Origin of the sequence: Burkholderia sp. E168m15, from assembly GCF_016586105.1 — a bacterium.
In the GTDB taxonomy this organism is placed as follows: domain Bacteria; phylum Pseudomonadota; class Gammaproteobacteria; order Burkholderiales; family Burkholderiaceae; genus Burkholderia; species Burkholderia orbicola.
This window is the reverse complement of sequence record NZ_BCPO01000167.1, coordinates 89,489-108,864: the sequence shown is the minus strand read 5'-3', so window position 1 is coordinate 108,864 and position 19,376 is coordinate 89,489. Positions and strand designations below refer to the sequence as shown.

Genomic DNA, 19,376 nt, shown 5'->3' with positions numbered 1-19,376 from the left:
CCGAGTGCGATGCAAGTTTCGAACCAGCGGGGTCGTTGCGTACGCAACGCGCGGTATGGCGGAGCGATGGATCGATGCCGCGCGCATCGTCCACACGCACTGACTGCGTGTCGTGCAGCAATCCCGGCCGGCAGGTTGTTGCTTGCGCAACAGATGCGTAGGCGCAGGCTGCACGCCGCAAGTCGGGCATCGCGTTCCAGCGCCGCGTCAGCCGGCCCTCGAGATGCCCATCGCCGCGCTGGCACGATTGCTGCTGATTCGTCGACCGTGCGTCGCGGCGTTGCGACGCGAGCCCATCCGTTCAACCGATCAAGGAACCTTCCTCATGTCCGTCACCCAAGCCATCGACAGCGGCGAACTCGTGGCATTCGTCGAGCGCGCCACGCGCGAATTCGCGCAGGCCGAGCGCGTGCTGAAGGAAACGCGCACGCTCAGCGCCACCAACACGTTCCAGGCGTTTCAGCGCGTGCCGGGCACGGAGCTCGTCGTCGCGCTGTCGGCGCCGAGCCCGTGGGCCGCATCGCGGGAGATCCAGCCGGTCGTCGTGACGCTCGACGGCGACGTGCTGCACGGCGACGCGCGCGCGGGCGGCAACGGCCCGCGCTACGCGGGCGTATTCCGCGAGGTGCCGGAAGTCGACGTGGTGATTCATGTCCACGGCCCGTATCTCGGCGCATGGGCGAGCGCGCATCGTCCGCTGCCGATCCGTTACGCGCCGGCCGCGCGCTACACGCGGGCACGCGAAATCCCCGTCTACGTCGATCGCCGCCCCGGCGAGCCGCGCTTCATCGTCGACACGATCCGGCGCGATCCCGACGTGCCGGCGATCATCGAGGCGAACGGCGGCGCGACGTTCTGGGGCAAGTCGATCCTCGACGTGTCGAAGTACATCCTGATCCTCGAGGAAGCCGCGTACTTCCAGGCGCTCGCGGAACCGCTCGGCGGCTCGCTCGAATTCGGGCCGGGCGCGCTCGAACAGCAATGGAAGATGACCGGCCTCGCATGATGCCGCGCGGCGGCCGGCGCAATCCGGCCGCCGTCATACCGATAGCTCGATGAATTGGTTCGTGGCCGGCGTGCGCCTTGCTATCGTCGAACCTTCCCCGTTCAACACGCCGGTCGTGCCATGGCCATCTTCAGCTTGCCGGACCCGACTTCGCACGCGATCACGATTCGCGCGAAGGCACTGACGTTCGACGATCCCAAATCGCGGGTGCTGCTCGAACGCATCCAGCTCGTCGCACCGAGCGATGCGACGGTGCTCGTCACCGGCGAGAGCGGCACGGGCAAGGAGCTGATCGCGCGCCTCGTGCATTCGCTGAGCGAGCGTCACGACGGGCCGTTCGTCGCGGTCAACTGCGGGGCTTTTTCGGAAACGCTGATCGAAAGCGAGCTGTTCGGCCACGAGCGCGGCGCGTTCACCGGCGCGATCAACAGCCAGCCCGGCTGGTTCGAATCCGCGAATCGCGGCACGCTGTTTCTCGATGAAGTGGGCGACCTGCCGCTGTCCGCGCAGGTCAAGCTGCTGCGTGTGCTGCAGGAGCGCGAGGTGACGCCGGTCGGCTCGCGCAAGACCGTGAAGATCGACGTGCGGCTCGTCGCGGCGACCAACGTCAATCTCGAAGCCGCGGTGCGCGCGGGCAATTTCCGCGAGGATCTGTACTACCGGCTCAACGTCGTGAAGCTGAGCCTGCTGCCGCTGCGCGAGCGGCCCGGCGACATCGCGCCGCTGATCGAACACTTCATCGACACCTACGCGAAGCGGCTGCGCGTGGCCGCGCCGACGCTGACCGACGCTGCGCGCGCGCGGCTGCATGCGCATGCATGGCCCGGCAACATCCGCGAACTGGAGAACGTGATTCACCACGCGGTGCTGATCTGCGCAGGCGGCGCGATCGACGTCGGCGACCTGCAATTCTCCGCGCTGTCACTCGCACCTGACCCGGCCGACGCACCAGGTGCGACCGCCGCGCCGCCGCGCCGCGCGCGCGACGTGGCCGAAGCGACCGACGCGCTGCGCCACGCGGTGATCGAACTGCTGGATCTCGGCACGCCGGCGCTGTGGCAGCACATCGAGGACACCGTGTACCGCAGCGTGTTCGACTACAGCGAGCACAACCAGCTGCGGATGTCGCGCCTGCTCGACCAGTCGCGCAACATCGTGCGTGCCCGGCTCGCGCAGCTCGGCATCCTGAAGCCGCGCGACGCGGGCGACGGCGGCGACGCCGACACCGGCGCGCGGCTGCGCCGTCAGGCGTGATCGCGCCAGCGCAGCGCGCGCTGGGCGATCCGCTCGCATAACGTACTCATGCCGACGGCCAACGCCGTCACGCCGAGCACGCACACCAGCAGCACGTCGGCGCGCGCGCCGGCCTGCGCGTTCTGCATCAGGCTGCCGACGCCGGCGCCCGTATTGAACAGCAGCTCGCTGCTGGTCGCGGTGATCCACGCGAACGGCACGGCCTGCAGCACGCCCGCGAACAGGTCGGGCAACGCGCCGGGGATCAGCACGTCGCGCCACAGGCCGATGCGGGTCAGGCGATACGACTGCGCGAGTTCGACGTAGCGCGGATCGACGCGGCGCAATCCGTCGAAGCTGGCGGTGGTCATCGGGTAGAACGCGGCCAGCGCGATGATGAACACCTTCGCGAATTCGCCGGTGCCGGCCCACAGGCTCAGCAGCGGAATCAGCCCGAGCAGCGGTACGTAGCGCAGCGCCTGGAACGCCGGTTCGCCGAGCTTGCGTGCGAGCGTCGAGCGCGCCATCGCCGCGCCGAACACGAGCCCGAACGCGACGCCGAAGCCGAGCCCGAGCGTCGTGCGGCGCAGGCTCGCGCCGAGATCGGTCGTGAGTTCGCCGCTGCGCGCAAGTTCGACGAGCGCGGCGCCGACCTGCTGCAGCGGCACGAACGCATATTGATGGGCCGCGTCGCCGGACGAGGCGGTTTGCCAGGCGGCCAGCAGCAGCGCCGGTACGACGAGGCCGCGCGCGCGGCGGCGCAGCGGGGCGAGCGAGGCAACGCGGGTAACGAAGGTCATGCCGAAGCGGTTCCGGTCAGGGTCAGCGCGCGGGCGTCAGCCAGCGCAGCGCATAACGTTGGACGAGTGCGATCGAGCGGTCGAGCGCGAAGCCGATCAGCCCGATTACCGCGACGTCGACGAGTACCACGTCGAGCCGCAGCATCTGCCGGGCGAGTTCCATCATCTGGCCGATGCCGCTGTCCGCGCTGAGCAGCTCGACCGCGACGAGCGCGAGCCACGCACGCGCGAGCGCGATCCGCACGCCGGTGAGCAGCGGCGGCAGCGCGGCCGGCAGCAGCACGTCGCGCAGCAGCGCGAAGCGGCCGAGCCCGTAGTGGCGCGCCATCTCGACGAGATCGCGCGGCGCGTCGTGCACGCCCGTGTACGCGGCCAGCGCGACCGGGAAGAACACGGCCTTGCCGACCACGACGAGCTTCAACGGTTCGTCGACGCCGATCAGCAGGATCAGCAGCGGAATCAATGTGAGCGTGGGCAATTGCCGCAACAGGTCGAAGGTCGGCCGCAGGTAGTCGGCGAACAGCCGGCTGCGTGCGAGCAGGATGCCGAATGCGGCGCCGCTGGTCGCGCCGATCGCGAAACCGAGCACGAGGCGGTGCAGCGTGATCGACAGGTTGTCGCGCAGTTCGCCGGTGTCGAGCAGCGTGCGCAGCGTCGCCGCGAGGCGCTCGGGCGGCACGACGAGCTGCGGCGGAAACCAGCGCTGCGCGCTCGCGAGCCACCACAGCGCGGCGAATGCGACGGGCGTGATCCACCACAGCGCGTGGTGGCCGAGCCGCGCGACGCCCGGCAGGCGAACCGCCGCGCGCAAGCCGTTCGGCGCGAGGGCGCGCGTCGCCATCAGCGGCTCGCGACGCGCGGGGCGTCGGCGCGCCAGTAGCCGTCGAGGCCGAGCTGCTTGAGCGCGGTCGACACGAAGGTCGGCGCGAGCAGCGCGTTCACGTCGACCGGAGCGGACGTCAGCCCGGCCTGGCGGCTGTACGCGACGACATCGCGGTAATGGCCGGTCAACGCCGGCGTGAAGAGCGGCGTCCATTGCTCCTTCCACGGCGTCGCTTCGTCCGCGTATTCGCGGCGCACGACGCTTTCCGGCTGGCCGGACGCGCTCAGGATCTTCACGTACGCGTCGCGGTTCTGCGGCTGCGAGATCCAGTGCGCGGCCCGGACGTAGGCCGTCGCGACGATCTGCGTGATGTCGGGGTAGCGCCGCACGAAATCGTCGGACGCCCACAGTTCCGCGCGCATCTTCCAGTCGTCGGGCGCGTTCTTGGTCGACCAGATGATCTTGCCGACGTTCTTGTCGACGAGCGAATACGCGTCGGACAGCGTGAAGAAGCCGTCGACGCGGCCGGCCGCGACGGCCGCCGCGCCGGCCTGCGGATCGAGGTTATAGATCCTGAAGTCGGACAGCTTCAGCCCGTTCTCGGCGAGCAGCTTGCTGAACGGCACTTCCCACGGCCGGCCGCGATTGAGGGCGATGCGCTTGCCCTTGAGGTCGACGATCGACTTCGCGCTCGAGCCGGCCGGCACGACCAGATACGTGTTGCTGCCGACGCCGCCCGGCACGATCAGGCGCGTGTGCGTGCCCGACGCGTTGACGACCACCGACGGCAGGTCGCCGTAGCCGGCGAAATCGATGCTGCCGTTCGTGAATGCCTCGTTGACGAGCGTGCCGACCGCGGCGGTCGACACCGGCACCCATTGCAGCGTCACGTGTCGCGCGGCGAGCGCTTTTTCGAGCGACTTGTCGGCGTCGATCAGCGCGGATGCGCCCGCGTATTGCGTCTTGCCGCCGCTCGAATACGCGACGACGGCGATTCGCACGACCTTGGGCGCGTCTTGCGCGTGGGCGGCGGGCGTGACGAATGATGCGACGGCCAATGGCAGCGCGGCGAGCAGCGCGCGCAGCGGGCGATGCAGCGACGCGAGGGAGAGTGTGGGTTTCATGATGGTCCGGAGCAGTGAACGTGAAAGGGGCTCACGCGCGCTTCTGCAACGACGGCCGCAGCACGTCGGCGAGCGGGCGCGGATCGATCCAGTCGGCGACGTCGAAATCGGCTTCCAGAAAACCGTGGTCGTGCAGGAACGTCTTGAACTCGTCGAGCGCGGCGACCGATTCGTCGTCGAGATTGATGCCGAGATGCCGGTGCAACTGGTTGCCGTACGCGGCGCGTACCCAGTCGATCGACGACGCGGTTTCGCCGGCCACGTAGTGCGCGGTTTCGTCGGGATGCGTGCCGGCCCATTCGCCGGCGGCGACCACGAGTTTCAGGAAGCCGGCGACGATGTCGGGGTGGTTCGCGAGCACGTCCGCGTTGACGGTCAGCGGGCGCGGCGTGCCGTTGTTGTTGCGGATCGAGCGCTCCGGATGAAAGCCGATGTCGATCACGACGTGCGCGCCGATCAGTTGCGCGATCTCGAGGCCCGTCGAGCCCTTCACGTAGATCGCATCGACTTCGCCGCGCAGCAGCGCGCCGGCTTCGGCCGCATACAGCGCACGGCTCGAAAAGCCTTGCGGTGACGCGAACAGGCTCGCCGCGCGCGCCGGGCCGACGGCTTGCAGCGTGCGGGCGCGCACGTCGACGCGTTCGACGTCGCCGAGCGTCAGCCCGTCGAGGCTCAGCGCATTGACGAAGCCGCGCAGCGCCGACGCGCGAAAGATGTCGATGCGATCGTCGGGGCGGCTCGGAATCGCGATCCGGCGCCCGCGCAACGCCTTCACGGAGCGGATGCCCGACTCGGGGCGCGCGAGGATCAGCTGCGATTCGTCGACCCACGACAACCCGATCACGCGTGTGTTCGCGTCGTTCGAGCGCGCCCACATCGCGGGGATGCTGCCGCCCTGGCGAAACGACTGCGCGAGCGTGTGGTCGCTGATCGACGACACGTCGTGCCGCGTGGCGCCGCGTGGCGAGCGGATCGCGACGCCGTCGGCCGACGTCTCGCCGTTGAGCCAGCCGAGGTGCACGGCGATGCCGAGCGGCGTCGGCACCGGCGATCGGGCGTACCAGAACGTCTGCTGCTTGTCCGATGACGAATCGGGCCTGTCTGTCATGTGTGAGATTCCCCTGTCTGGGTAAGCGTGGTCGAGGCGCGGTGTCGCCCGCGCGGGCCGTTCCACGTTGCAAGTTCCGGGCCAGTGAACGGCAACCGCCGTGCGGCCGCTGCCGCGGGCCGCGCGGGCGATGCGCGGCATGGCGGCAGTTCCCTGCGTTGTTGCGTGAGCAACAGTCGGGTCGGGCGCTGTTGCGCGCGCAGCACCGGTGCGGCGGAAGCAGCAGCGGCACGGGTGCGTGTCGCGACATGTCCGGCGGCACCCGGCGCACATGATTCGAATCGTCGCGCACGCCCGACCCGCAAGGCGCCGCGCGCATTCGCCGGCGGCTTCGCGCATGTCGCGGCGAACCCGTTGGCACACCGCGTGCTTTACAGCGCTGCAAACGCGCGGCACGCCGGTGCCGCACGCAATCCGAACGGGCCGACAAGGAGAATCCCGATGGCTGTTGAATTTCTGTGGCGCCTGCCGATGCACGGCGACGGCCGGCGCGCACACGATCTGCATACGCGCGGCGAATGGAATCGCCAGCGCGCGTCGCGCGTCGCACCGAAAGTCGACGACGACGCGTTCGGCTACATCGACTATCTGTCGCAGGTCGCGCGCGCGGCCGATATCGCCGGCTTCCACGGCGCGCTGATTCCGATCTTCCGCTTCACCGAGGAACCGTGGGTCGTGGCGGCCGCGCTGGCGCGCGAGACGCGCCGGCTGCGCTTGCTGATCGCGCTGCAGCCGCATTTCGTGCATCCGGTCTATGCGGCGCAGATGGCCGCGAGCCTGCAGCGGATCAGCCGCGGCCGCGTCGAATGGAACGTCGTCACGGGCGGCGGCGGGCCGGACCAGCGTGCGTACGGCGACTTCATCGATCACGACAGCCGCTATGCGCGCACCGACGAATTCCTCGACGTCGTGAAGGGCGTCGCGGCCGGCGCGCCGTTCACGTTCGACGGCCGCTTCTATCGCGTCGAGGAGGGCGGCCTGCTGCCGCCGCTGAGCGGCCAGAAACCGCCGCGGATCTATCTGGCCGGCGCGAGCGACGCGGCGCTCGCGGTCGCCGCGAAGCACGGCGACGTGCACCTGAGCTGGGGCGAGCCGCTCGCGAAGCAGAAGGAAGTGATCGATGCGGCGCGCCGCGCGCTCGACCGGCAGAACGCCGAGCGCGATCTGCGCTTCGGCATGCGCATCGACATCCTGGCGCGCGAGACCGAGGAGCAGGCGTGGGCCGAGCTGCGGCAGATGTTCGCGACGGTGGGCGACACGACGCGCAACGGCTTCGGCGGGCGCGGCGCAGCGTCGGAATCGGTCGGCGCGAAACGCCAGTTCGCGCTGCACCAGGGCAACACGCAGCACTTCGACGACCTGATCGTCGGCCCGAACCTGTGGGCCGGGATGTCGCAGATCCGTGGCGGCCCCGGCTGCGTGATCGTCGGCAGCCACGAGCAGGTGGCCGAGCGGCTCGCGGAGTACGTCGAGATCGGCGTGTCGACGTTCATCCTCGCGAGCAACCCGCATCTCGAAGAAGCGTACCGCGTGGGCGAGGAAGTGCTGCCGCTCGTCGACGGCGCGCTGAACGCGCGCGGCACGCAGGCGGCGCTGCGCGTGGCCGGCGCCTGAGCGCGGCGGCCCGCCGCCACGCACCCATGACAACGACAAGGACACTCACCATGACGACACTCGCTGCGCAGGCCACGGCTTGCGACGCACTCTGGTACACGCGCTGCCCGGTGCCGACCGCGCTCGGCATCGCCGTGCATCGCGGCTGGTTCGACGAGGAGTTCGGGCCGGACGGCATCGCACTCCATTCGCTGCAGGAGACGGCCGACGCCGACAAGCGCGAATCGCACTTCGATCACAGCCTGCCGCACTCGTTCCGGCAGGGCGGCAACATTCCCGCGCTGTGGGCGCGGGCCCGCGGCGCCGATACGCGCGTGATCGGCCTGTCGTGGACCAACGAATTCCAGGCGATCGTCACGCTGCCCGAGCGCGGCATCCGCACCGCGCGCGACCTGCGCGGCCGGCGGCTCGGCTTGCCGCGCCATCCGATCAGCATCGACTTCTGGCGCGCGGCCGCGCTGAAGGGGTTCCTGAGCGCGCTCGAGCTGGAAGGGCTCGGCCACGGCGACGCCGAATGGGTCGACCTGCCCGACACGCGCGAGCGCCACACCGGGCCCGCGTCGTTCACGCGCGGCCCGCACGAATACGGGCTCGAAATCGCGGCGCTCGTGCGCGGCGACGTCGACGCGGTGTTCGTGAAGGGCGTGGCCGGGCTGGAAACCGTGCATCTGATCGACGCGCAGGTCGTCATCGATCTCGGCGCGCATCCCGATCCGCTGGTGCGGATCGGCAACGGCACGCCGCGCACGCTGACCGTCGACCGCGCGCTGATCGACGCGCGCCCCGATCTCGTGAGCCGCTTCCTGTCGGTCGTGGTCGGCGCGGGCGACTGGGCCGCGCGCCATCCGGCGGAGACGGTCGCGTATATCGGCCGTGAAACGCGTGCATCCGACGAGTGGGTGCGCTACGCGTATGGCGCGGACGTGCATCGCCATCTGGAAACCGGGCTCGCGCCGACGTCGATCGACGGGCTGGTCGCGTTCAAGGATTTTCTCGTCGAGTGGGGCTTTCTCGAACACGATTTCGACGCGCGCGCGTGGATCGATCCGGCGCCGTTCACGCAGATCGACCGGCACCGCCATGCGTGGGTCGCGTAGCGCGCCGCGGCGTGTCATTGCAAGGAGTCGAACATGACAGGGCTGACGATCGAATACGGCGTGCCGCCCGCGCGCCGGCATGCGGCACGTGCGGCGCCGCGCACGGTGGCGGCGGTTGCGCGTCCGCCGTCGCTGCCGCCGTCCGCGCAGGTCGACGCACGGGCCGCACCGGCGAACGGATGGCGTGGCGCGGCGGCGATTGCGCTGGCGATCGCGGCGCTGCATGCGGGCGTCGCGCTGCTGGCCGCGCGCGTGCCTGCCGCACCGCCCGTGCAGCCGCCGCGGCCGTTGCCGATGACGGTCGAGCTGACGCGGCCGCCCGAACCGCTGCCGCAGGCCGCGCACCCGCCGCCGCCGGTCGTGTCGCCGAAGCCGTTGAAGCAGGCGCCGACCCCGCCGAAGCCGCGCGCGGCCGTACCGCGTCCGGCGCCGGCTGCCACGCCGCAGGCGACGCGCGAAGCCGCACCTGCACCCGCGCCGGCGACGCCGGCCGTCGCCGCGCCCGCTGCCCCGGTTCAGGCGCCCGCGCCCGCACCCGCCGTACCCGTGCGCGAAACCGCGCCGATCGGCGACGCGGCGTACCTGCGCAACCCGGCGCCCGACTATCCGGCGTTCGCGCAGGACCAGGGCTGGGAAGGGCGCGTCGTGCTGCGCGTGCACGTGCTCGCGAGTGGCACGCCCGATTCGGTCGAGGTCCGCACGAGCAGCGGCCGCCGCCTGCTCGACAGCGCGGCGGTGGCTGCCGTGAAGCGCTGGACCTTCGTCCCCGCGAAGCGCGGCGACGAAGCGGTCGACGGCTGGGTGAACGTGCCGATCGATTTCAAGCTGGGCTGACCCGCCGGGCCGCCCGCCACATTTTTCAAGGAGCTCACATCATGAACGCTATCCCGACCACCTTCATCGTCCAGGGCGCGCTCTGGCTGCTCGTCGTTTTCTCCGTCGTCACGTGGACGCTGATCGTCGTGAAGGCCATCCAGAGCCTGCGCTCGAGCGCGCGCAACCGGCGTTACGTCAGCGCGTTCTGGGCCGCGAACAGCTTCCACGACGCGGCCACGCTCGACGGCGCGAACAGCCCGGTGGGCGAACTCGCCGCGACGGGCTTCGACGCACTGCGACGCGCCGACGAGAGCAGCGCGCACGATCTCGAACACAGCTGGAGCCGTCATGACCTGCTCGAACGCCATCTGCGCCAGCAGATCCACAACGCGCGCCGGCGCGAGGAAGCGGGGCTCGCGGTGCTCGCGTCGATCGGCAGCACCGCGCCGTTCGTCGGGCTGTTCGGCACCGTGTTCGGCATCATCCATGCGCTGACCGCGATCACGCACAGCGCGTCGGCGAGCATCGACGTCGTGGCCGGGCCGATCGGCGAGGCGCTGGTCGCGACCGGCATCGGCATCGCGGTCGCGGTGCCGGCCGTGCTCGCGTACAACTTCTTCGTGCGCCGCGTGAAGGCCGCGTCGGCCGATCTCGACGCGTTCGCGACCGACTTCGTCACGCTCGCGCAGAAAGCCGGCTTCCGCGTGCCGGCCGCCGTGCCCGCCGCCACGCCGGCGCGCCGTTCCGACGACACCCGCCAGGAGGCGTTCGCATAATGGCCTTCTCGTCCTCCTCCGACAACGACGACGTGCTCAGCGAAATCAACATCACGCCGCTCGTCGACGTGATGCTCGTGCTGCTGGTCGCCTTCATCGTCACCGCACCGCTGCTGAACAACGCGGTGCACGTGAATCTGCCGAACACCGTCGCCACCGCGCCGGCCGACCGCAAGCCGAACGTGACCGTGAGCGTCGACGGCAAGGGCGTCGTGTACCTCGACAAGCGCGCGGTCGCGCTCGACACGGTGCCGGCCGAGCTGGCCGCGCTGAAGGCCGGCCGGCCCGACGTCGCGCTCGACCTGCAGGCCGACGAGCACGTGCCGTACGGCACCGTCGCGAAGCTGATGGCCGCGATCGAGCACGCCGGTATCACGCGATTGTCGGTGCTCACCGCGCCGCGCGGCTGACGCGCGTTTCACGACTCCTTTTTTGCGAACGCATTCATGAGCACCACGGCTTCACACAACGTTCAGTCGATCTGGTACACGCGCTGTCCGGTGCCGACACCGCTCGGCATCGCCGCGCATCTCGGCTGGCTGGATCACGAATTCGCCGGCGACGGCATCACCGTGCGCGCGCTGCAGGAAAGCCAGCACGCGGCGCTGCATCACGCGCACGTCGACCATTCGCTCGACAACGCGTTCCGGCAGGGCGGCAGCATTCCGGCGCTGTGGGCGCGTGCGTCCGGCGCCGACACGCGCGTGGTCGCGCTGACCTGGGTCGACGAGGCCCAGGCGATCGTCGCGCTGCCGGAAGCCGGCCTCGCGCGGCCGAAGGACCTGCGTGGGCGCCGCATCGGCCTGCCGCGCCGCGACGGCGAGCGGATCGACATCTTCCGCGCGGCGGCGCTGCGCGGCTTCGTGAGTGCGCTGTCGCTCGACGGGCTCGGCCCCGGCGACGTCGAATGGGTCGACGTACCGGCATCGAACCTGCGCGCGCCGGTGGCGACGCCCGCGACCCGCGACGCGGCGTTCAGCCATCCGGCGAGCCTGTCGAGCCGGCGGCTCTATGCGGCCGAGGCGGCCGCGCTGGTGCGCGGCGACGTCGACGCGATCTACGTGAAGGGTTCGCTCGGGCTCGAAACCGCGCACCTGATCGGCGCGCAACCGGTGGTCGACATCGGCTTTCATCCCGATCCGCAGATCCGCATCAACAACGGCTCGCCGCGCCCGCTGACCGTCAATGCGTCGACGCTCGAACGCCATCCCGACATCGTCAGCCGCTTTCTCGCACGCGTGACCGACGTCGAAGGGTGGGCGCGCGAGCACGAGCACGAAGTGCTCGGCTATCTCGGCCGCGAGACGGGGTCGGGCCACGACTCGCTGCGGCTCGCGTACGGCGTGGACGTGCACCGGCGGCTGCGCACGGATCTCGACGAAGCGTCGATCGCCGCGCTCGATGATTTCAAGCGCTTTCTGGTCGACTGGCGGTTCCTGCCCGCCGACTTCGACGTGCGCGCGTGGATCGACCGGCGCGCGCTCGACGGCATCGCGACGCTGTCGCGGTGAGCACGCCGGCACGCGTCGCCGACGCATGGCGGCGCGAGCGCTTCACCGGCGGCTTCATGCTGCTCGCGCTCGCGAGCGGCACGACGATCAGCATGGCGCAGCTCGCGACGACGCTGTATGCGCTGGCGCTCGGCGTCGACGACGCGCGGCTCGGCATCATCGCCGCGATGGAGCCGCTCGGCATCGCGCTGATGACGTTGCCGGCCGGGCTGCTGGTCGCGCGCTACGGTGCGCGCCGCGTGTACTTCGCCGCCAGCATGGGGCCGATGCTGCTCAATCTCGTCGTGCCGTTCACGGGCGCGTGGCCGCTGATCGCGCTCACGCAGGGGCTGATCGGGCTGTGCATCCCGTTCCGGATCGTGTCGATCAACGGCGTGTTTCTCGCGCGGCTCGCGCAGATCGGCCTCGCCCGCGCGGGCTGGTATCGCGCGGCGATGTCGATCGGCACCGGGATGGTGGGGCCGTGGCTCGCGAGCGGGCTGATCGGCACGCACGGTGCGGTCGCGACGTTCTGCGTGGCGTCGGCGAGCTTCGCGGGGATGGCGCTGTTCAGCCGCGGGTTGCTCGGCGAGGCGGCGCCACCGTCTCCCGGCGCGTCACGTCGAACCGGCGGCCTGCGCGCGCTGTTCGCGCTCGCGTGGAGCCGCGGCATCCGCGAGCAGCTCGTCGTGGAAGCGGTGAACAGCGCGACGCGCGCGCTCGTCGGCACCTATACGGTGGTGCTCGCGATCCAGTCGCTCGGCCTCACGCAGACGCGTGCCGTCGCACTGCTGACATTGCAGGGCGCGGTCGCGGTGATCGCGCTGTTCGGGCTCGGGCACGTCGCGCAGCGCATGACCGAGCGCCGCTGTCATGCACTCGGCCTCGCGGGCGGCATGGCCGGGCTGCTCGCGCTCGGCCTCGGGCGCGATCCGTGGATCGTCGGTGCAGGGCTCGCCGCGCTGTGCGCCGGCTCGTCGCTGCTGCATCTCGTCAACATGCAGCATCTCGGCCGTCATCCGGCCGACAAGAGCCAGGTATCGAGCCTCTACAACCTCGCGTCGATGACCGGCGCGTTCTGCGGCCCGCTGGTCGGCAGCGCGCTCGCGCCGCTCGTCGGGTTGCGGGCCGTATTTCTGTGCTGGCTGCCGGTCGTCGTGCTGGTCGCACTCGCGCTGCGGCTCGCACATGGGCGTCGCGGCGCGACGCAAGCGCTGCCTGCGAAGCTGTCCTAACGAATTCGGCATCGTGCGGTGTTGCGTGACCAGCAATTTTCCGCTTACACAGATGCGCATGCAGCAACACGGGCGCAGCAGGCCCGCCGCGCGCCCCGTGCGACGGGCCTGTCGATGCTGGCATCCGAATTGCATGAGAGAACCCGTGCGTCGCGCACGCACTGCGTTCAACCGATCAAACAGGATGACTCATCGATGTTCAGGAAAAAACTAATCGTCACCGCGCTGGGGGGACTGCTGACGGGCGGCGTCGTATCGTCGCCCGCATGGGCGGAAGATGGCGCGGCGACGGCGGGGGCGCCGGACGCGAAGCCGGCGCAACAGGCATCGGACGATGCGGCCGCGGCCGCACCGAAGGCGGTGCGTGCGGACCGCGGTACGGCCGTACGCGAAACGAACCTCGGCACGGTGACCGTGACGGCGCGCCGGCGCAAGGAGCGCATCCAGGACGTGCCGGTCGCGGTCAGCGCGCTGAGCGGCGATGCGATCAAGAACAACGAGCTGCGCGTGATCAACGACGTGACGAAGTACGTGCCGAACTTCACCGGGCAATCGACCGAGGGCCGCGAACGGCCGCGCTGGTTCCTGCGCGGCGTCGGCAGCAACGATCCGTCGGACCTGTCGCTGAGCCCGATCGGCGTGTACTTCGACGACGTGTACATCAACAGCGTGTTCGGGCAGGGCTTTCCGCTGTTCGACCTCGACCACATCGAAGTGCTGCGCGGGCCGCAGGGCACGCTGTGGGGCAAGAATACGGTCGGCGGCGCGCTCAACATCACGTCGCAGAAGCCGACGTTCGACGTGAGCGGCTACGGCAAGCTCGGCTTCGGCCAGTACAACAGCCGGCTCGCGGAAGCGGCGATCGGCGGGCCGATCGGCAAGAACGACGTGCTGGCCGCGCGCGTGTCGGTGTATCACGAGAATGCCGACAGCTTCTACACGAACACGGTGCAGCAGGGGCGCTTCGGCGGCTTCCACGACAACGCGGTGCGCTTCCAGGTGCTCGCCGTGCCGACGTCGGACACCGATTTCCTGTTCAACATCCATGGCCGCAACTACACGGGCGGCGGCAACGCATGGCACGCGGAAGGCGCGGGGCGCGGCGGCACGAACCAGTTCGGCTTCGTCGGGTCGAGCGATCCGTATACGGTGTCGCTCAATGCGCCGTCGAGCGATCACATCTCGACGTGGGGCACGTCGCTGACCGCGCACTGGCGCATCAACCCGGCGGTGTCGCTGACGTCGATCACCGCGTTCGAAGGGCTGCACCGCTGGTACCAGGACGACGAGGACTATTCGCCGTTCGATGCGGCGCGCTCGCACGACCGCCTGTCGAGCCGGCAGTTTTCGCAGGAATTCCGGCTCGAATCGCCGCAGAGCGACCGCCTGAGCTGGATCGTCGGCACGCATCTGTTTACCGAGCAACTGGCCGAGCAGGGCGCCGGCGGCGGGCTGCCGGGCTCGCCGTCGCCCGCGTACTACCACCTGACGGATCTCACGCAGCACACGCAGAGCGCGGCGATCTTCGGCAGCGTCAAGTACCGGTTCACCGACCGCTTCAACGTGACGGGCGGGCTGCGTTACACGATCGAGCGCAAGACCATCAACCTGACCGGGCTGCAGGATACCGGCAACGTGACGTTCAGCGATCCGAACAGCTGGTGGTCGCCGTCGTCGGTGTCGTCGCCGCTCGCGGTCAGCGCGCGGCAGAACCAGACCAACACCTGGCGCGCGCCGACCTGGGACCTCACGCCCGAATATGCGCTCAGCAGCAACGTGCGCGCGTATTTCCGCTATGCGCGCGGCTTCCGCTCGGGCGGCTACAACGGCAACGCCTATACGCAGAGCACGGTGTCGACCGTGTCGCCGGAGTACCTGACCGATTACGAGGTCGGCATCAAGAGCGAATGGTTCGACAAGCGGCTGATCGTCAACGCGAGCGTGTTCCACTACGACTATCGCGACATCCAGGTGTTCGCGCTGGCGCCGAACCCGTTCGGCGGGCCGCCGGTGTCGACGCTGTCGAATGCGGGGCAGGGGCGCGCGGACGGCTTCGAGCTGGAGCTGAAGGCGCAGCCGGTCAACAGCCTGTACCTGTTCGCGAACCTCGGGATGCTGAACACGCGCTACACGGAATTCCGCAACGTGCCGACGGCCGTGGGCAACTCGTTCGCACGTTCGCCGCATACGACGCTGAACGCGGGCTTCGACTATCGCGTACCGGTGTCGTTCGGCACGCTGACGGCGGGCGGCGACGTGAACTACCGCAGCCGCGAGTACTTCAGCGCGACGCGGCAGACGATGCCGCAGCTGTGGCAGGGCGGCTATACGGTGCTGAACGCGCATGTGTCGTACACGACGCCGAACCAGAAGTACATCGTGACCGGCTACGTGACGAACCTGACGAACAAGGTCTACAAGAAGCTCGAGCTGTTGCCGTCGTATGGCGCGTATCCGACGCTGTACGGCGATCCGCGCACGGTCGGGATCACGCTGACCGCGAAGATCTGACGCTGACGGGAGACGCCTGCCGCGGCGCCGGCGCCTGGCGCGTCGAGCCGCGGTACGTCGTCCCTGCACGCATCACGACGCGACGCGAATCACCACCTTGCCGAAGTGCTGCCCCGATTGCAGGTGCGCATACGCTTGCGGCGCTTCGTCGAAGCCGAACACGCGATCGACCACCGGCTTGATCCGCTTCGCGTCGACGAGCCGGACGACGTCGTCGAGCATCGCGCGGCTGCCGACCATGAAGCCGTGCAGTTGCTTGACGCCGCCGATCAGCGGCAGCAGATCGAGTACCGGCCCGCCGAAGCTGCTGAGGCCCCCGATGATCGACACGATGCCGCCGAGCTTCGTCGCGGCGATCGAGCGCGGCAGCGTATCGCGGCCGCCGACTTCGACGACGAGATCCGCGCCCGCGCCGCCGGTGAGCCGCAATACTTCATGTTGCCATTCGGGCGTCGTCCGATAGTTGATCGTTGCGTCCGCACCGAGTGCGCGGGCGCGTTCGAGCTTCGCATCGCTCGACGACGTGACGATCGTGCGCAACCCCGTGGCCTGCGCGAGCTGCAGCGCGATGATCGATACGCCGCCCGTGCCGAGCAGCACGACGGTCGCGCCCGGCTTCAATCCGCCGCCGACGAACAGCGCGTTCCACGCGGTGATGCCCGCGCACGACAGCGTCGCCGCTTCGTCGTAGTCGAGATGCGGGGGAATCGCGACCAGCGCGGTTTCGTCGGCGACGAAGCGTTCGGCCAGCACGCCGTCGAATTGCGCGCCGGGCGAACCCGACACTTTGTGCGGCGTCGGCGGCCCGTCGATCCAGCGCGGGAAGTAGGTGTTGATCACGCGGTCGCCCGGCCTGAAGCGCGTGACGTCGCGGCCGGTCTCGACCACTTCGCCGGCGCCGTCGGCGACCGGGATCAGCGCTTCCTTGCCGATACCCAGATAGTCGCCGCGCGCGAACATCAGGTCGCGATAGTTCAGCGCGGCCGAGTGGATCTTCACGACGATGTCGGTCGGCCCGACCGCGCGCGGCGTCGCGTCGATACGCCCGAGCCCGGCAATGCCGTCGCCCGGTTTGAGGTGCCATGCATGCATGTCGACTCCTTTTCGAGATAGTCCGGACTATCATAGTGTTGCGCAGGTAGACGCATTGGCGAGAATTCGGCCAACGATTGTCGCCGGCATGGAAACAACCCTGTCATCGCACCGGAGCGGAGCGGCATGGATGAACGGCTGAGAGGTGTCGCCGAATTCGTCGACGTGGTGGAATCGGGCAGCTTCGCAGCGGCGGCGCTGCGCCTCGGCATGACGCGCTCGGCCGTCGCGAAGATCGTCGCGCGGCTCGAACTGCGTCTCGGCGCGCGGCTCCTGCAGCGCACGACACGCCAGCTCGGCCTGACCGACGAAGGGCTCGTCTATTACGAGCAGTGCCGGCGGCTGCTGGCCGAACTCGGCGAAACGGAAGCCGCGCTCGACGCGGGCCGTCGCGAGCCGGCCGGGCGCGTGCGCGTCAGCGTGCCCGTGCTGTTCGGGCGGCAGTGCGTGGCGCCCGTCGTGCGGCGTCTCGTCGAGCGCCATCCGCGGCTCGAAATCGACATGTCGTTCAGCGATCGCGTGGCCGACCTCGTCAACGACGGTTTCGACCTGGCCGTGCGCATCGGCGAGCTGGCCGATACGAGCGCGCTGGTCGGCCGCAAGCTCGGCGTGCAGCGCATGGGCATCTGCGCATCGCCCGCGTATCTCGCGCGTCACGGCCGGCCGTCGGGGCTCGACGAACTGGCGTCACACGTCGGCATCGCGTATTCGCGCGGCGGACAGCCGACACCATGGCGAGTCATCGGCGCGGACGGCGCGGTGCACGACCATCGCGCGGCCGGCCGCCTGCGGTTCGACGACCTGCAGGCGATCGCCGATGCGGCCGCCGCCGGCGCGGGCCTGGCGTGGCTGCCGTGCTGGCTGATGGCGCCGTACTTGCGCGACGGCCGTCTCGCGCTCGTGATGGACAGCAACAGCGTGTCGGGCGCCGAGGTGTTCGCGGTGCGGCCGGCGGCGCGCCACGTGCCGTCGAAGGTGCGGGCCGTCGTCGATGCGCTGGTCGACGAGATTCCGCACATGCTGGCGTCCGACGACGCAAACGGGGTACGCGCATGACGACGGCGCGACAACCCGGTTGGCCGCGCATCGCGCCCGCTCGTGTCTCATATATCGAGAACACATCCCGGTAATTGACGCGAATTTCACGGGGCTCCTAGACTGGCCTGCATGACGCCGCGCCTCACGCGAGACGATCCAGGAGACATGCCGATGACCGCCACCGCCCCGCAGTTGCACGCCGCGACGATGCGACGCCTGAACCTGCGCCTGATTCCGTTCCTGATGCTGCTGTACCTCGTCGCGTATATCGACCGCTCGAACATCTCGGTCGCGGCGTTGCAGATGAATGCCGACCTCGGTCTCAGCGCCGAAATGTACGGGCTCGGCGCGGGGTTGTTCTACGTGACCTACATCCTGTTCGAGGTGCCGAGCAACCTGTTCCTCGCGCGGGTCGGCGCACGCCGCTGGATCGCGCGGATCATGATCACGTGGGGCATCGTCGCGGCCGCGATGAGCGCGGTGCATACACCGGGGCAGCTCTACGCGATGCGCCTGCTGCTCGGCGCGGCCGAAGCCGGCTTCACGCCGGGCATCATCTACTACCTGTCCGCGTGGTATCCGCAGAGCGACCGGGCGCGTGCGATGTCGTTCTTCTACATCGGCGCGACGCTCGCGTCGGTGATCGGGCTGCCGCTGTCCGGCGCGCTGCTGAACCTGAACGGCGTGCTCGGCGTCGAGGGCTGGCGCTGGCTGTTCCTGCTCGAAGGCGTGCCCGCACTGCTGCTCGGGTTCGTCGTGCTGCGCCGCCTGCCCGATACGCCCGCGCACGCGCGCTGGCTGCCGGCCGACGAGCGCGCGTGGCTCGAAGCGACGCTGCGCGACGGCGCGCCGCGCGAGCATCTGTCGCATGGCGTCGCATTGCGGCGTGCGTTCGGCGACGGCAAGGTGTGGGCGCTCGCCGCGTTCTGGTTGTTGCAGGCGTTCGGCACGATCGGCCTGACGTTGTTCCTGCCGCTGCTCGTGAAGAGTCTGTCGGGGCAGTCGAGTTTCGCGGTCGGCAGCCTGTCCGCGCTGCCGTTCCTGTTCGCATGCGTCGCGATGTATCTAAATGGCCGGCATTCAGATCTCGGCGGAGAACGCGCGCTGCATCTCGGCGTGCCGATGCTGTTGGCCGGTGCGTTGCTGGTCGCGGCGATCTACACGCCGGTGCTGCCCGTCGCGTATGCGCTGCTGGTGTTCGCGGTCGGCTTGAATTGGGCCGCGACGCCGGTGTTCTGGGCCGTGACGACCGAATACGTGTCGGGCCTCACGGCGGCCGCGTCGATCGCGCTGATCAACGCGGTCGCGAACATCGCGGGGCTCGCGCTGCCGCCGGTGATGGGGCGGATCAAGGACGTCACGCATTCGTACGATCTCGCGCTGCTGCTCGTCGCGGTCGCGTTGCTGGCGGGCGGTGTGCTCGCATTGCGGATCGCGTCGCGGCGCGCGATGCCGGTGGCGGCGGGGCGGGTTGGGTGAGCGACTGGCGAGTGTGAGGGTGACGCATCGAACGCGACGAGAAGGCATCGACCGTACGCGTTTCTCGTCGCTGCGGCACAATCGGGCGGAGCACGCGCGCGCCGGGTGACCACAAGGCGCGTTGCGCCATTTCC

The 19,376-nt window shown here is 69.7% G+C and carries 17 protein-coding genes; 12 read left to right on the top strand and 5 right to left on the bottom strand.

All coding sequences use genetic code 11. The features are described from left to right. The first annotated feature begins 325 nt into the window (after positions 1 to 325). Together JMF86_RS24970 and JMF86_RS24965 are read left to right on the top strand one after the other, a co-directional pair. Positions 326 to 1,006: a class II aldolase/adducin family protein gene (locus tag JMF86_RS24970; RefSeq protein ID WP_011694566.1), complete on the top strand. Its 681-nt coding sequence runs from the start codon at positions 326 to 328 to the stop codon at positions 1,004 to 1,006. 120 nt (positions 1,007 to 1,126) lie between these two features. Further along, complete coding sequence (locus JMF86_RS24965; protein ID WP_011694567.1) at positions 1,127 to 2,260, top strand: sigma-54-dependent Fis family transcriptional regulator; 1,134 nt, start codon at positions 1,127 to 1,129, stop codon at positions 2,258 to 2,260. Here the strand turns inward: JMF86_RS24965 and JMF86_RS24960 are convergent. The 4 genes from JMF86_RS24960 to JMF86_RS24945 are packed head-to-tail and all read right to left on the bottom strand — an operon-like array spanning position 2,251 to position 6,094. After that, positions 2,251 to 3,039 carry an ABC transporter permease gene (locus tag JMF86_RS24960; protein WP_011694568.1) on the bottom strand — a complete coding sequence of 263 codons (789 nt, stop codon included), beginning with the start codon at positions 3,037 to 3,039 and terminating at the stop codon, positions 2,251 to 2,253. The genes JMF86_RS24965 and JMF86_RS24960 overlap by 10 nt on opposite strands. A gap of 22 nt (positions 3,040 to 3,061) precedes the next feature. Next, entirely contained in the window at positions 3,062 to 3,880 is an 819-nt protein-coding gene (locus JMF86_RS24955; RefSeq protein WP_011694569.1) for an ABC transporter permease, read from the bottom strand. Then, the gene (locus tag JMF86_RS24950) at positions 3,880 to 4,986 is read right to left on the bottom strand and encodes a PhnD/SsuA/transferrin family substrate-binding protein (RefSeq protein WP_011694570.1); all 1,107 of its coding nucleotides are present in this window, start codon (positions 4,984 to 4,986) and stop codon (positions 3,880 to 3,882) included. The genes JMF86_RS24955 and JMF86_RS24950 overlap by 1 nt, the downstream gene beginning before the upstream one ends. 31 nt (positions 4,987 to 5,017) lie before the next feature. Beyond that, positions 5,018 to 6,094 carry an ABC transporter substrate-binding protein gene (locus tag JMF86_RS24945; protein WP_011694571.1) on the bottom strand — a complete coding sequence of 359 codons (1,077 nt, stop codon included), beginning with the start codon at positions 6,092 to 6,094 and terminating at the stop codon, positions 5,018 to 5,020. A gap of 441 nt (positions 6,095 to 6,535) precedes the next feature. Here JMF86_RS24945 and JMF86_RS24940 point away from each other — a divergent pair, with 441 nt between their 5' ends. The 8 genes from JMF86_RS24940 (at position 6,536) to JMF86_RS24905 (ending at position 15,633) form a co-directional block, all read left to right on the top strand. Continuing rightward, a complete protein-coding gene (locus JMF86_RS24940) occupies positions 6,536 to 7,708 on the top strand; it encodes an LLM class flavin-dependent oxidoreductase (protein WP_011694572.1) in 1,173 nt (390 codons plus the stop codon). Positions 7,709 to 7,758: 50 nt separating this feature from the next. Beyond that, on the top strand, positions 7,759 to 8,805 hold the full coding sequence (locus JMF86_RS24935) for an ABC transporter substrate-binding protein (RefSeq protein WP_011694573.1): 1,047 nt from the start codon (positions 7,759 to 7,761) through the stop codon (positions 8,803 to 8,805). A gap of 33 nt (positions 8,806 to 8,838) precedes the next feature. Continuing rightward, the gene (locus JMF86_RS24930; RefSeq protein WP_011694574.1) at positions 8,839 to 9,639 is read left to right on the top strand and encodes an energy transducer TonB; all 801 of its coding nucleotides are present in this window, start codon (positions 8,839 to 8,841) and stop codon (positions 9,637 to 9,639) included. 41 nt (positions 9,640 to 9,680) lie between these two features. Beyond that, positions 9,681 to 10,397, top strand: coding sequence for a MotA/TolQ/ExbB proton channel family protein (locus JMF86_RS24925; RefSeq protein WP_011694575.1), 717 nt, complete (start codon positions 9,681 to 9,683; stop codon positions 10,395 to 10,397). After that, positions 10,397 to 10,807, top strand: a complete 411-nt coding sequence (locus JMF86_RS24920; RefSeq protein WP_006484323.1) for a biopolymer transporter ExbD — start codon at positions 10,397 to 10,399, stop codon at positions 10,805 to 10,807. The genes JMF86_RS24925 and JMF86_RS24920 overlap by 1 nt, the downstream gene beginning before the upstream one ends. A 36-nt stretch (positions 10,808 to 10,843) precedes the next feature. Beyond that, positions 10,844 to 11,908: an ABC transporter substrate-binding protein gene (locus JMF86_RS24915; protein ID WP_011694576.1), complete on the top strand. Its 1,065-nt coding sequence runs from the start codon at positions 10,844 to 10,846 to the stop codon at positions 11,906 to 11,908. Continuing rightward, positions 11,905 to 13,122, top strand: a complete 1,218-nt coding sequence (locus tag JMF86_RS24910; protein ID WP_011694577.1) for an MFS transporter — start codon at positions 11,905 to 11,907, stop codon at positions 13,120 to 13,122. Before JMF86_RS24915 ends, JMF86_RS24910 begins: the two co-directional genes overlap by 4 nt. A 195-nt stretch (positions 13,123 to 13,317) precedes the next feature. After that, on the top strand, positions 13,318 to 15,633 hold the full coding sequence (locus JMF86_RS24905) for a TonB-dependent receptor (protein ID WP_011694578.1): 2,316 nt from the start codon (positions 13,318 to 13,320) through the stop codon (positions 15,631 to 15,633). Positions 15,634 to 15,705: 72 nt separating this feature from the next. Here JMF86_RS24905 and JMF86_RS24900 read toward each other — a convergent pair whose 3' ends face one another. Further along, positions 15,706 to 16,725: an NAD(P)-dependent alcohol dehydrogenase gene (locus JMF86_RS24900; RefSeq protein ID WP_011694579.1), complete on the bottom strand. Its 1,020-nt coding sequence runs from the start codon at positions 16,723 to 16,725 to the stop codon at positions 15,706 to 15,708. 126 nt (positions 16,726 to 16,851) lie between these two features. On the opposite strand from JMF86_RS24900, the gene JMF86_RS24895 reads away from it, so the two are divergent. Both JMF86_RS24895 and JMF86_RS24890 read left to right on the top strand, forming a co-directional pair. Further along, positions 16,852 to 17,781 (top strand): LysR substrate-binding domain-containing protein, encoded by a 930-nt coding sequence (locus JMF86_RS24895; RefSeq protein WP_011694580.1) that lies wholly within the window; start codon positions 16,852 to 16,854, stop codon positions 17,779 to 17,781. A 153-nt stretch (positions 17,782 to 17,934) separates the two neighbouring features. Further along, the gene (locus JMF86_RS24890; RefSeq protein ID WP_011694581.1) at positions 17,935 to 19,242 is read left to right on the top strand and encodes an MFS transporter; all 1,308 of its coding nucleotides are present in this window, start codon (positions 17,935 to 17,937) and stop codon (positions 19,240 to 19,242) included. The last annotated feature ends 134 nt before the right edge of the window (positions 19,243 to 19,376 follow it).